10 protein-coding genes are annotated in these 12,727 nt (G+C 71.8%); 4 read left to right on the top strand and 6 right to left on the bottom strand.

The genetic code is table 11. From position 1 onward, the window contains the following. Positions 1-3 precede the first annotated feature (3 nt). The 3 genes from ABT232_RS00960 to ABT232_RS00950 form a co-directional block, all read right to left on the bottom strand. A complete protein-coding gene (locus ABT232_RS00960) occupies positions 4-2,187 on the bottom strand; it encodes an MMPL family transporter (RefSeq protein WP_351833992.1) in 2,184 nt (727 codons plus the stop codon). A 191-nt stretch (positions 2,188-2,378) separates the two neighbouring features. Next, positions 2,379-3,020, bottom strand: coding sequence for a superoxide dismutase (locus ABT232_RS00955; RefSeq protein ID WP_351833990.1), 642 nt, complete (start codon positions 3,018-3,020; stop codon positions 2,379-2,381). 114 nt (positions 3,021-3,134) lie between these two features. Continuing rightward, positions 3,135-4,523, bottom strand: a complete 1,389-nt coding sequence (locus ABT232_RS00950) for an amino acid permease (protein ID WP_351833987.1) — start codon at positions 4,521-4,523, stop codon at positions 3,135-3,137. Positions 4,524-4,906: 383 nt separating this feature from the next. On the opposite strand from ABT232_RS00950, the gene ABT232_RS00945 reads away from it, so the two are divergent. Next, positions 4,907-5,491 (top strand): biotin transporter BioY, encoded by a 585-nt coding sequence (locus tag ABT232_RS00945; RefSeq protein ID WP_351833984.1) that lies wholly within the window; start codon positions 4,907-4,909, stop codon positions 5,489-5,491. 172 nt (positions 5,492-5,663) lie between these two features. Here the strand turns inward: ABT232_RS00945 and ABT232_RS00940 are convergent, their stop codons facing one another. Continuing rightward, positions 5,664-6,383, bottom strand: a complete 720-nt coding sequence (locus ABT232_RS00940; protein ID WP_351833983.1) for a hypothetical protein — start codon at positions 6,381-6,383, stop codon at positions 5,664-5,666. Positions 6,384-6,462: 79 nt separating this feature from the next. On the opposite strand from ABT232_RS00940, the gene ABT232_RS00935 reads away from it, so the two are divergent. Further along, complete coding sequence (locus tag ABT232_RS00935; RefSeq protein WP_351833980.1) at positions 6,463-8,166, top strand: protein kinase domain-containing protein; 1,704 nt, start codon at positions 6,463-6,465, stop codon at positions 8,164-8,166. Between the two features lie 101 nt (positions 8,167-8,267). Here the strand turns inward: ABT232_RS00935 and ABT232_RS00930 are convergent, their stop codons facing one another. Continuing rightward, positions 8,268-9,752: an amino acid permease gene (locus tag ABT232_RS00930; protein ID WP_351833977.1), complete on the bottom strand. Its 1,485-nt coding sequence runs from the start codon at positions 9,750-9,752 to the stop codon at positions 8,268-8,270. 205 nt (positions 9,753-9,957) lie between these two features. Here ABT232_RS00930 and ABT232_RS00925 point away from each other — a divergent pair, with 205 nt between their 5' ends. Both ABT232_RS00925 and ABT232_RS00920 read left to right on the top strand, forming a co-directional pair. Next, positions 9,958-10,446: a ribose-5-phosphate isomerase gene (locus ABT232_RS00925; RefSeq protein WP_351833974.1), complete on the top strand. Its 489-nt coding sequence runs from the start codon at positions 9,958-9,960 to the stop codon at positions 10,444-10,446. A gap of 35 nt (positions 10,447-10,481) precedes the next feature. After that, on the top strand, positions 10,482-11,291 hold the full coding sequence (locus ABT232_RS00920; protein WP_351833971.1) for an Fpg/Nei family DNA glycosylase: 810 nt from the start codon (positions 10,482-10,484) through the stop codon (positions 11,289-11,291). Positions 11,292-11,352: 61 nt separating this feature from the next. Here the strand turns inward: ABT232_RS00920 and ABT232_RS00915 are convergent, their stop codons facing one another. Then, positions 11,353-12,600 (bottom strand): GNAT family N-acetyltransferase, encoded by a 1,248-nt coding sequence (locus ABT232_RS00915; protein ID WP_351833969.1) that lies wholly within the window; start codon positions 12,598-12,600, stop codon positions 11,353-11,355. Positions 12,601-12,727 lie beyond the last annotated feature (127 nt).

The raw sequence follows: 12,727 nt of genomic DNA, 5'->3' as shown, positions 1-12,727 counted from the left end.
CGGTCAACGTACGTCGGCCAGTTCCTTCTGGGCGGCGGGTTTCGCGGGTTCGGCCGGCCGCACCGGCCACCAGGTGCGCTCGCCGAGCAGCAGCAGCGCGGCCGGCAGGAGCAGGATCCGTACGACGAAGGCGTCCAGCAGGACGGCCGCGGCGAGCACGAACCCGATCTGCTTCATCTCGATGATGTGCAGGAGGACGAAGCTCACGAACACGGTCGTCATCACCACCGCCGCGCTGGTCACCACGCTCGCGGACCGGCGGATGCCCTCCAGGACCGCCTGCCGGGTCGGCACGCCGGCCAGCACCTCCTCGCGGATCCGGCTGACCACGAACACCTGGTAGTCCATGGAGAGTCCGAACAGGATCACGAACAGGAAGAGCGGCACCCGGGACCCGATCGAGCCGGTGGAGTCGAAGTCCAGCAGCCCTTCGGCCCACGTCTCCTGGAAGACGAGCACGAGCAGCCCGAGCGCGGCCGCCGCGGACAGCAGGTTCAGCACGACCCCGAGGAGCGCGAGCACCACCGAGCGGAACGCCCACAGCGTCATCGCGAAGGTCACCAGCAGCAACGCGCCGAGCACCAGCGGCAGTCTGGCGTTCTGGTGGGCCGGATAGTCGGTGTACCGGGCCACGTCGCCGGTCACGCCGTACGCGGCGCCGCCGATCCGGCCGACGGTGACGGGCAGGTAGTCGTCGCGCAGGTGGTCCAGGGAGGTGTAGGCCTGGCCGGAGTTGCCGAGGTGGGGCACCCTCAGTTCGAGAGCGCTCACCGTGCCGTCGGCGGAGGTCCGCACCGGGGACGCCCCGCTGAACAGCGGGTCGCGGTCGGCCAGCGCGGCGAGCCGGACCAGGGCCTCGCCGACCTCCGCCCGCCGCTCGGCGCCGGCGCGCACGACGACCTGGTGGGTGACCCGCCGGTCCGGGAACTCCTCGTTGAGCCGGTCGTAGACCTTCATCGCGGGGATCTCGCGGGAGTGCGTGTCCCGGCTCATCTCGGTGATGCGCAGACCGGTGAGCGGGAGGGCCAGGGCGAGCAGGGCGAGGGCCGCGACGCAGAGGGTGCCGAGCGGATGCCGGGCCGCGGGCCGCAGCAGCGCGGTCCAGATCCGGCCGCCGTCCGCGCCGCGCGGCGGCCTGACCGGCCTGCCGCGGTCCGCGCGCCGCCGGTCCCGGCGTTCGGCCCGCCTGCCCAGCAGGGTCAGCAGCGCGGGCAGCGCGGTCAGGGAGCTGGCCACGGCGACGAGCACCACCAGGACGGTGCCGGTGGCGAGCGAGGAGAAGATCACGTCCGAGGCCAGGTAGAGCGTGGCCGTGGAGGCGACGACGGCGAGCCCGGAGACCACCACCGCCCGCCCGGAGGTGGCGGCCGCCAGCTCGACCAGCGCCTCGGAGCTGAGCCGGCCGCCGTGCCGGGCCCGCTCCTCGCGCTCGCGCTTCAGGTGGAAGAGCGTGTAGTCGACGCCGACCGCGAGGCCGATCATCAGGATGACGTTGGTGCCGACGCCGGTGTCGGGCGAGAGGTGCGAGGCGGCCATCGACAGCCCGACGGCCGCCGCGATCGACGACAGCGCCAGCAGCAGCGGCACGGCGGCCATGGTGAGCGAGCCGAAGACGACCAGCAGGGTGATCAGGATGACGGGCAGCGTGATCTTCTCGGACAGCGCGAGGTCCTCGCCGCGCTGCCGGTCGACGCCCTTGCTGATGGAGGGGCTTCCGGTCTCGGCGAGCAGCAGCTCCGGGTGGTCCTGCTGGACGGCCCGGGTCTGCGCGAGCAGCGCGTCGACCTTGTCCTTGGCGTCGCGCTCCTCGCCCCTGAGGGCCACCTCGACCAGCAGCGTCCGGCCGCCGGGGGAGCGGACCGGGCCGGCGACGGCCGCCACCTCGGGCAGCCGCTCCATCCGCGCGGTCAGCTCCCGGGCCGCCGCCCGGGCGGCTCGCTCGTCGAGGGCTCCGGAGCGGGCGGAGATCAGCACCTGTTCGGTGGACCTGCGCTCCAGACCGCCCTCGGCCGCCATCGCCTCCGCCCGGCCGGCCTCGCCGACCCGGTAGTCCGCGGTCTTCGCGCTGTGGAGGCCGGCGGCACTGCCCGCCGCCAGGCACAGCACGACGAACACCAGCCAGCCGGCGAGCGCCCGCCAGGGGCGGCGGGCGCTGGCACGCGCCATGCGCACAATGAGTGAGTTCATGCCCTAGAGCCTTGTCGGCCAGGGCAGTTGGGGGACAGAGGTGGCCGGTGGAACCTGCGGTCCACCGATCGGTTGACCCGGTGGGTACGGAGAACCCCCGCGAGTCAGGTCCTCGCGGGGGTTCGCCGCCGTTCCGCCCGCCGCCGTGAAGGGTGAGAAGACGATCACGAGGCAGGACGCTCGGGGGCGGGTCAGGGCGCCGGCAGCAGCACGTCCGGGCGGGACTTCGCGGCCTCGAGACGGCGGGCCACGTCCTGCCAGTTCACCACGGCCCACATGGCGTCGATGAAGTCCACCTTCTGGTTGCGGTACTGGAGGTAGAAGGCGTGCTCCCAGGCGTCGAAGACCAGGAGCGGGGTCGCGCCCTGACCGACGTTGCCCTGGTGGTCGTAGACCTGCTCCACGATCAGCCGGCCGCTCAGCGGCTCGTGGGCCAGCACGCCCCAGCCCGAACCCTGGGTGGTGGCCGCGGCCTTGGACAGCTGCGCCTTGAAGCGGGCGAAGGAGCCGAAGGACTCGGCGATGGCGTCCGCCAGCTCGCCCACGCCGTCCTCGGCCAGCGGCTCGCCGCCGCCGTCACCGGTCATGTTCTGCCAGTAGATCGAGTGCAGGATGTGGCCCGACAGATGGAAGGCCAGGTTCTTCTCCAGGCCGTTGATCGAGCCCCACTGCTCCTTGTCCCGCGCCTCGGCCAGCTGCTCCAGCGTGTCGTTGGCGCCCTTCACATAGGCCGCGTGGTGCTTGTCGTGGTGCAGCTCGATGATCTCCGGGCTGATCACGGGGGCGAGTGCGGAGTAGTCGTACGGCAGTTCAGGAAGCGTGTAGACGGGCATGGCGGGTCCCCTCCGACCTCTTATTGCAAGTAACTTGCAACAACAAGCTAACAGCAAAAAGCCCCCGTGTGGATCACACGGGGGCTTCGGCGGGTCGGATCCGGTCAGCTCAGGTCAGCTCCGGGCGCGGGAGCGCTGCCAGAGGTATCCGACGACCGCGAGGAGCAGCGTCATCGCGCCCGTCGAGTACAACTGCACCCGGGTGTCCGGCTCCCGGGCCATCAGCACGAAGATCGCCGCCATGCCGGCCAGCGCCACCCAGGTCAGCACCGGGAACGCCCACATCCGCACGACCAGCTTCTCCGGCGCCTCACGCTCCACCCGGCGGCGCAGCCGGAGCTGCGAGACCGCGATGAAGATCCAGACGACGAGGATCACCGCGCCGATCATGTTCAGCAGCCAGGGGAAGACGTCGTCCGGCCGCCAGTAGCTGAGCACCACGCAGGCGAAGCCGAACACGCAGGACACCAGCACCGCGATCCGCGGCACCCCGCCCGACACCCGGCCCAGCGCCTTCGGCCCCTGCCCGCGCTCCACCAGGGAGTACGCGATGCGCGAGGAGCCGTAGATGTTGGCGTTCATCGCGGACAGCAGCGCGACCAGCACCACCACGTTCATCAGCTGGCCCGCGCCGGGGATGCCCAGATGGTCGAGGGTGGCCACGTACGGGCCCTTCTCGACGATGTCCTTCGAGTCCCACGGCACCAGCGTCACCACGACCGCCATCGAGCCGATGTAGAACAGCGCGATACGCCACATCGCCGTCCGGACCGCGCTCGCCACCCCGCGCACCGGGTCCTCGGACTCGGCCGCCGCGATGGTGACCGTCTCCAGGCCGCCGTAGGCGAAGACCGAGGCGAGCAGTCCGATCACCAGGCCCTCACCGCCGCCCGGCAGGAAACCGCCCTCGCCGGTGAGGTTCGCGGTGCCCGGCGCGTCGGTGCCCGGCAGCACGCCCAGGATGGCGAGCACGCCCAGCACCAGGAACAGCGAGATCGCGAGGACCTTCAGCGCGGCGAACCAGAACTCGAACTCGCCGAAGTTCTTCACCGCCGCCAGGTTCGCCCCGCAGAAGACCACCATGAACAGCGCCACCCACGCCCACTCGGGCGTCCCTGGCAGCCAGCCGCTGACGATCTTCGCGGCGCCGATGCCCTCCAGGCCGACCGCGGTGCACAGCAGCACCCAGAACGACCAGCCGGCGGTGAAGCCCGCCCACGGGCCGATCGCCCGCTCGGCGTGCGCGGAGAAGGAGCCCGACGACGGGTAGGCGGCGGACATCTCGCCGAGCATCCGCATCACCAGCATCACCAGGAGGCCGGAGAGGACGTAGGCGACGACGATCGAGGGGCCGGCGGCGGCGATACCGGCGCCGGAGCCGACGAAGAGGCCCGCGCCGATCACGCCGCCGAGGGCGATCATCGACAGGTGGCGCTGCTTCAGGCCGTGGGAGAGGGAGGCGTCCGCCTGCGGCGGTGTCTCCTGTGCGGTGGTGCTGGGCATGGGCGCGGCTCGTCCATCACGTGAGGCGTACGGGGACAGGGGGAGGGGCGGGTAGGGGACGGATAAAACGCCCACAGTCTGGGCGGCGGTCCCGGCCACAGGACGTCGCCGTTCACTATGCGGACGCACAGGATACGGAGTGTACGGCTCCACTCACTGCCACGGATTGGTGGAACCACACAGCCGACCCTGCCCCGCCCCACGTGACGCACACGTCCCCACCTCAGTGACCGGCATCACGCCGCGGCACGTGTAACCGGCACCCTTTGTGAGCACCCCACCACAGCCGCGCTCCAGCCTTTGTCGACCGGTAACGGTGATCGGCTCAGGTGCCCTGGGTTAGCGTCACGGTGTCCCGTACCGCCCTCACTCGCGGAGTCCCCATGAGCACCGCCACCGCCCCGTCCCTCGCCCGTCCGGGCCAGGTCCTCGCCGACCTGCTTCCGGCCTCCCGCGTCCGCGACATCGCCCTCGTCGCCGGCGGTGCCGCGCTCACCGGCCTCGCGGCCCAGCTCTCGGTGCCCGTGCCCGGCTCCCCGGTCCCGGTGACCGGCCAGACCTTCGCCGCGCTGCTCGTCGGCACCTCGCTCGGCGCCGGCCGCGGCTTCCTCTCCCTCGCCCTGTACGCCCTGGCCGGCCTCGCCGGTGTGCCGTGGTTCGCGAGCGGCACCTCCGGCGTCATGCCGTCCTTCGGCTACATCGTCGGCATGATGCTCGCCGCCGCCGCCGTCGGCGCCCTGGCCCGCCGCGGCGCCGACCGCTCCCCGTGGCGGATGGCCGGCGCGATGCTGCTCGGCGAGGCGATCATCTACGCCGTCGGCGTTCCCTACCTGGCCCTCGCCACCGGCATGTCCGCCTCCGCGGCGATCGCGGCCGGCCTCACCCCGTTCCTGATCGGCGACGCCCTCAAGGCCGCCCTGGCGATGGGCGCGCTGCCCACCGCCTGGAAGTTCGTCAACAAGCGCTGACCGCACCGCCTGGTCCCAGGCGGCACCAGGAGGCTCGCCGGGTCGCCCAGCGACGACCTTCCGGCGAGCCTCTTCTCGTTCGGCGCGGACACCCCTGAGGGCCTGTCTGACAGGCCCTAGGGGGCGTCTCGCCGATCATGCCGGGCTCCCGGCGTGATCGACGAGACACCCCCTAGCCGGTGGCCCGCTCCCGCCGTGTCCACCACACGCCGGCCGCGCCCGCCGCGACCAGTGCCGCACCGGCCGCGCCCAGCGGCAGCAGCGCCTCCCGCGCCACACCGGTCCTCGGCAGCTCGTCGCCGCCCGGCGCCACCGGCTTGTTGTCGGTGCCGAGCAGCAGGGGAGTGGCCGGGGCGTTCGGCGAGGGGTTCGCCGTACCGAAGGGCACCGGACCCTGCTGCCAGAACGTCGTGCTCCCGTCGGCGCTCTGCACCGGCAGGCAGATCTTCCCCTCCTTGCTCAGGTCGTAACTCGCGTCGACGTCGTACGACCGCGACTCACCGGCGCCGAGTTTCCCGACCGCACAGCTGAAACCGCTGTTCGAACCTTCCGGCAGATCCTTTTCGGGAATTTCCGTGCAGCCCTTCACTTCATTGACCCGAAGACCGTCGAAACCGACGACCAGGAGCCGGACGGCGTCGCTCTCCTTGGTTCCCCCGTTCTTTACCGTCGTGGTGATCTCCGTCTTTTTCGAACTGTTGTCGACGGAGACCTGTTCGGGCAGCAGCGTGGTCAGTTCGACTCCCGCCGGCGCCTGTTCGACGACCTTTCCCCCTTTGTCGCTGCCGGATCCGCCGTCCTCCGCCCCGGCCGTGGTGGAGAAGATCACCACGGCCGAGAAAGATGCCACGACCAGCGATCCCGCGATGGCCGTCCTGCGGTGAGAACTCATGTTCGCGTCCCCCTCGTCCCCCAAGTGCCGCGCCTGAATTCGCGGCACTTGAAGAGGTACCACAAGATTTCGCCGCACTATGCTGGTACGGCTGGAAATAGCGCCAGTATGGGGGTGCAGCGAATTGCCGGGATTTCCGGGAGTACTTGTGGCAGGGCGCTACCGACTGGTCGAGAGTATCGGCCAGGGAGGAATGGGGCGGGTGTGGCGGGCCGCCGACGAAATACTCGACCGGGAAGTCGCCGTCAAGGAAATGCGGATCGACGGTCTCGACGCGGAGGACGCCCGCACCCGCCGGGAGCGCGTCCTGCGCGAGGCCCGCGCCAGCGCCCGGATCGACCATCCCCACGTGGTACGGGTCTACGACGTGGTGGACGAGGGCGAACGGCTGTGGATCGTCATGGAGCTGATCGCCGGCCGCTCCCTGGAACGGATCATGGACGAGCGGGGCGCGCTCGACCCGCGCGAGACGGCCCGCATCGGCCTCGGGCTGGTCGCCGCCCTGCGCGAGGTGCACGCCCGGGGCGTTCTGCACCGCGACATCAAGCCCGGCAACGTCCTGGTCGGGCCGGACGGCCGACGCGTCGTGCTCACCGACTTCGGCATCGCCGCGATCCAGGACGCCAAGGCGCTCACCATGGTCGGCATGCTCGTCGGCTCGCCCGACTACATGGCCCCCGAGCGCGTCTCCGGCCGCCCGCAGGGCCCGCCCTCCGACATCTGGTCGCTCGGCGCGACCCTCTGCGCGGCCCTCGCCGGCCTCTCCCCGTTCTCCCGCGCCACCACCCTCGCGACCCTGCACGCCGTCCTCTACGAGGAACCGCGCCTCCCCGCCACCGCGGGCCCGCTGTACGAGCTGCTGGCCGCCCTCCTCGCCAAGGACCCGGCGGCCCGGCCGGACCTGGAGGCCGTGGAAGCGGCCCTGCGCCCGGTCGCCCACCCCCCGCCGACCCCGACCCTCAAGCCGACCCCGCTCCTCGTCCGGCCCCCGGCCCCGCAGGACCCGGGCCCGGCCTCGGAACCGGCTCCGGAAGCGGCTCCGGAACAGGGTCAAGAACGAGCCCAGGGCCCGGCCCGTGCTCCGGCCACGGCCACGGCCCCGACGCTCGACCGAGACCCCGTCCCGCGCCCCTCGTCCGCGTCCGGACGCGCCCGGCCCGTCCGGACGCGGGCGGTGCTGGCCGCCACCGGTGTCCTCACGGCCGCCGTGGTCACCGTGGCCGTGCTCACCGCGACCTCCGGCGCCCCTGACGACGGCGAGGACCGGTCGGCGGGCTCACCGGCCGGCACCGCGACCACGACCACGCCCGCCGCCCCCACCGTCGAGGGCACCTCCCGGCCTCCGAGCCGGCCTCCGAGCCTGCCGCCGGGCAGCCGCCGGGAGGCGGGCGGCTACGCCTGGGCACCGCCCGAGGGCTGGCGCCGGGACGTGAAGACGGGAGCGGAGGTGCACTACACCTCCCCGGACGGCGCACAGGAGCTCGTCGGCCGGTCCGCGCTGGCCCGCGGCGACCTGATGGAGACCTGGCGCACCTCGGAGCGCAACGCCCGGCAGGGCCGCGACTACGTCAAGATCCGGCTGGCGGAGACCGAGTTCCGCGGCCACCCGGCGGTGGTGTGGGAGTACACCTTCACGCTGGAGGGCGTCGACTGGCACGCCCGGCTGCTGGGCTTCACCGCGAAGGGGAAGTCGTACCAGATCAACACCTGGTACCAGCCGGGCGTGGAGGCGCAGGCGCTGCGGATCTACGACGACGTCAAGCGGAGCTTCACCGTGCTGTGAGCGCGCCGGAGCGGTCCCGGAAACGCCGAGAGGGCCGGAAACGGCGAGAGGGCCCCGCGGCCGGTGCCGCGGGACCCTCTGCGCGCGAGGCGGCGCGGGCGTCAGCCGGCGCGCACCTCCTCATGCTCCGCGTGCTCCGCGCTCCGGCCGGCGCCGGTCTTCTGCCGGACCACGGCGATGACCAGCACCACCGCGGCGACCAGCAGCGACAGCAGCACGGTCTTGCGGCCGTCGTGCTCGGTGTCGGTGAGCATGTAGCCGAGGACGAAGACGATCAGCGCGGCGGTCGCCCAGGTCAGGTACGGGTACAGCCACATCTTCACGACCAGCTTCTCCGGCGCCTCGGCCTGGATGATCTTCCGCATGCGCAGCTGCGAGAAGCAGATCACCAGCCAGACGAAGAGCGCGACCGCGCCGCTGGAGTTGACCAGGAAGAGGAAGACGGAGTCCGGGAACTTGTAGTTGAAGAACACGGCCACGAACCCGAACACCACGGAGACCAGGATCGCCGTCCGCGGCACACCGCGCTGGGTGGTCCGGGCGAAGGCCTTCGGCGCGTCGCCGCGCTGGCCGAGCGAGAAGGCCATCCGGGAGGCGGTGTAGAGGCCGGAGTTGAGACAGGACAGCACCGAGGTCAGCACGATGAAGTTCATGATCTGACCGGCGTGCGCGATGCCCAGGGAGTCCAGGGCGGCCACGTAGGAGCCCTTGTCCTGGATGGACTCGGAGTCCCAGGGCAGCAGGGAGACCACGACCAGGATCGAGCCGAGGTAGAAGACGGCGATCCGCCAGATGATGCTGTTGGTGGACTTGGTGACGGCCCGCTGCGGGTCCTCCGACTCACCTGCCGCGAGGGTGGCGATCTCGCTGCCCATGAAGGAGAAGACGACCAGCAGCACACCGGTCAGGATCGCTCCCGGCCCGTTGGGCAGGAAGCCGCCGTGCTCGGTGAGGTTGGACAGGCCCGCCTGCTCGCTGTCGACGCCGGGCAGCACACCGAAGACGGCCAGGCCGCCGATGACGATGAAGGCGCCGATGGCGACGACCTTGATGCCGGCGAACCAGAACTCGAACTCGCCGTACGAGCCGACGGAGACCAGGTTGGTGCCGGTGAGCACCAGCATCACGATGAGCGCCCAGGCCCACTGCGGTACGGCGGGCACCCAGCCCTCCAGGATCACGGCACCGGCGGTCGCCTCGACCGCGAGCACCACGACCCAGAAGAACCAGTAGAGCCAGCCGATGGAGAAGCCGGCCCAGCGGCCGAGCGCGCGGTCGGCGTGCGCGGAGAACGAGCCCGAGGTCGGGTTGGCGGCCGACATCTCGCCGAGCATGCGCATCACCAGCACCACGAGCGTGCCGACGAGCGCGTACGACAGGAGGATGCCGGGACCGGCGGTGGCGATGCCGGAGGAGGACCCCACGAAGAGTCCGGCGCCGATGACACCACCGATGGCGATCATCGACAGATGGCGATTCTTGAGCCCTGCCTGAAGGCCGGAACCGGAACCGGAACCGGGATCGCCGGTTCCTCCGGGGCCTCCGTGGCCGTCGTCGGCCTTGGTCAGGGTCGGCTGCGAAGTCATGGGACGGATTCCTTTGCGCCGGGTGAGCAGATTCCCGTACAAGCGGCGTACGAGTCGGACCAGTGAATCGGAGGCGAACAGATTCTTGAACCTTTGATTCCGGATCGTTACTTGAGGTTTTCCTGAGGTTCGGTGGTCTTGCTCACATTTTTCGGCGCTGACACCCCACCCGGCTGCCCTGCGGCGCGCATGTCACACTCATCCCATGCGCGTGTATCTCGGCTCGGACCATGCCGGCTTCGAACTCAAGAACCACCTCGTCGAATGGCTCAAGGAGGCGGGCCACGACCCCGTCGACTGCGGCCCGCACATCTACGACGCCCAGGACGACTACCCGCCCTTCTGCCTCCGTGCCGCGGAGCGCACCGCCGCGGACCCCGACGCCCTCGGCATCGTGATCGGCGGCTCCGGCAACGGCGAGCAGATCGCCGCGAACAAGGTCAAGGGCGTCCGTGCTGCCCTCGCCTGGAGCGCGGAGACGGCGGAGCTGGGCCGCCAGCACAACGACGCCAACGTCGTCGCGGTCGGCGCGCGCATGCACACCCAGGAGGAGGCGACCAAGTTCGTCGAGGTCTTCCTGAACACGCCGTTCTCCGGCGACGAGCGCCACATCCGCCGCATCGACATGCTGGCCGGCTACGAGACCACCGGCGACCTCCCGCCGATCCCGGCGCACCACCCGCAGCAGGACTGACACCGCCCCCGAAGGGCTGGAAGGAACCAGGAGCCGTGCCAGAGGGGCACACGATTCACCGGCTGGCGCAGGACTACGCCGCCCGCTTCCTTGGCACGGCCCCCCGGGTCACCAGCCCTCAGGGCAAGTTCTCGGACGCCGCGGACCTGCTGGACCGAGGCGTCCTCACCGCGACCGAGGCGCACGGCAAGCACCTCTTCCTGCGCTTCCGGGACGCCGACTGGGTCCACATCCACCTCGGCCTGTTCGGCAAGGTGGCTTTCGGCGACGCCCCCGCGCCGCCGCCCACCGACACCGTCCGGCTCCGCCTCGCGAACACCACCGCCTACGTCGACCTGCGCGGCCCGACCACCTGCGCGCTGATCACCGACGCCGAGAAGCAGGCGATACACGACCGCCTCGGCCCGGACCCGCTGCGCGAGGACGCCGACCCGGACGCGGCCCACCGGCGCATCTCCCGCAGCCGTACCACCATCGCCGCCCTGCTGATGGACCAGAAGGTCATCGCCGGCGTCGGCAACGTCTACCGCGCCGAGGTCCTCTTCCGGCACGGCATCGACCCCTACCGCGCGGGCAAGGACCTCACCCGCGCCGAGTGGCACGCCCTCTGGGCCGACCTCGTCGAGCTGATGCGCGAGGGCGTGCGCAACAACCGCATCGACACCGTCCGCCCCGAACACACCCCCGAGGCGATGGGCCGCCCGCCGCGCGTCGACGACCACGGCGGCGAGGTGTACGTCTACCGCCGCGCCACCCTGCCCTGCCACATCTGCGCCGGCGAGATCCGCACCGCCGACCTCGCCGCCCGCAACCTCTTCTGGTGCCCCACCTGCCAGCGGAGCTGACCCGTCCTCGCCCGGGCCCTGCCGGACGGTTCCCGCCCGCCCCGCGGCGCCCGGCGCGCGCCTAGAAGCCGTGCGGCAGCCACGGCGCCATGTGCGTCCTGAACGCCACCGACGCCTCGTCCAGCGCCCCGGCCCGCAGCTCCCGCACCCGCCCGGCGGCCCCCAGCGCTCTCAGGGTCACCCCGCCGAGATACGCCGACCCCAGCTCCCGCGCGGACAGCGCCAGGTCGGCCGGGTCCGTCGTCCGTTCGCACGAAGCGCCCTTGGCGTCCCCGCTCAGCCGCCAGCGCCCGGCGTTCCACGGGCAGAAGTCGTCCCGGACCTCCAGCACCACGTCCACCGGCGCGAGATAGGTCCGCGCCTCCAGCGCGGCCCCGACCTCCACCGGCCGCAGATACAGCGAGTCCCGCATCCGCGGACGGCACCGCCGGATGTCGGACACCAGGTGCCGGAAGGTGTCGTCGGCCGGCCGGGAACGCACCACCAGCGTCGACGTCAGGTCGATCCCGAACAGGAACCGCCACAGCGCCGCGTCCACCGCCGGATCCAGGGCCGCGAACTCCTCCAGCACGACCGTGCCGTCGTGCCCGCTCTCGCCCCACCCGACCTTCACCCGGAACCGCGCGTACCCCTCGATGCGCCCGTCCCGCTCGGCCACCACGCACTGCAACGGCGACGCCCCGTCCCGCTCGCCCTCCGGGTCCAGCAGCCCGACCCGCTCCCAGCCGGGCCGCCGCGCCAGCATCCCCGGCCGCCGCGGTACCAGCCGGGCGTAGACCGCCTCGCACGCGTCGAGGACATCGGCGGGCGCCGCGTACCGCAGCCGTACGTCATCGGTCCCCGCGGGCACCGACAGCCGGACCCGGGCGGTGTCGATCTCGGCGCGCAACGAGTACGACGCCGCGCCGTACCCGAACCGGCCGTAGATGTCGGGTTCGGAGGCGGTCAGCACCGCCAGCGGCTCGCCCCAGGAGCGGACGTCGTCCAGCTGCCGCCGCATCATCGCGGTCAGCACCCCGCGCCGCCGGTGCGTCCCCGCCACGCCCACCATGGTCACGCCGGCCGCCGGCACCGAGGCCCCGCCGGGCACGGTCAGCCGGAACGAGAACGCCCCGGCCGTGCCCACGCAGTCCGCCCCGTCCCAGACGCCCAGGAAACGGTCGAACTCGGTGAGCTCCCGCCACAGTTCGCGCTCCTCGGCCGCCTCCGGCACGCCGCCGAACGCGCGGAGCAGGGTGTCGTACCACACGTCCCAGTCGTCCGGCCGCAGGACGCGCAGTCCGTCCGACCACTCACTCGCCATCGCCATGGTCCATGCCTACCAGTGCATTGGGGGACCAGCCAGGCAATTTCCGGCAGGCGGCGGCGTGGTGTCCTTCCGTGAAGTTCACTGAGAAGTCGAGCCTCGGACGGGGGACAAGTGGGACCTCCCGTGC

This window comes from Streptomyces sp. NPDC001532, from assembly GCF_040298625.1.
In the GTDB taxonomy this organism is placed as follows: domain Bacteria; phylum Actinomycetota; class Actinomycetes; order Streptomycetales; family Streptomycetaceae; genus Streptomyces.
The sequence above is the reverse complement of the archived record's forward strand: the minus strand, read 5'-3'. Positions and strand labels throughout refer to the sequence as shown.

Bases quoted from the DNA above. Each gene is read 5' to 3' on its own strand.
- ABT232_RS00960 (WP_351833992.1), bottom strand. From the start codon at position 2,187: ATGAACTCACTCATTGTGCGCATGGCGCGTGCCAGCGCCCGCCGCCCC.
- ABT232_RS00955 (WP_351833990.1), bottom strand. From the start codon at position 3,020: ATGCCCGTCTACACGCTTCCTGAACTGCCGTACGACTACTCCGCACTC.
- ABT232_RS00950 (WP_351833987.1), bottom strand. From the start codon at position 4,523: ATGCCCAGCACCACCGCACAGGAGACACCGCCGCAGGCGGACGCCTCC.
- ABT232_RS00945 (WP_351833984.1), top strand. From the start codon at position 4,907: ATGAGCACCGCCACCGCCCCGTCCCTCGCCCGTCCGGGCCAGGTCCTC.
- ABT232_RS00940 (WP_351833983.1), bottom strand. From the start codon at position 6,383: ATGAGTTCTCACCGCAGGACGGCCATCGCGGGATCGCTGGTCGTGGCA.
- ABT232_RS00935 (WP_351833980.1), top strand. From the start codon at position 6,463: ATGCTGGTACGGCTGGAAATAGCGCCAGTATGGGGGTGCAGCGAATTG.
- ABT232_RS00930 (WP_351833977.1), bottom strand. From the start codon at position 9,752: ATGACTTCGCAGCCGACCCTGACCAAGGCCGACGACGGCCACGGAGGC.
- ABT232_RS00925 (WP_351833974.1), top strand. From the start codon at position 9,958: ATGCGCGTGTATCTCGGCTCGGACCATGCCGGCTTCGAACTCAAGAAC.
- ABT232_RS00915 (WP_351833969.1), bottom strand. From the start codon at position 12,600: ATGGCGATGGCGAGTGAGTGGTCGGACGGACTGCGCGTCCTGCGGCCG.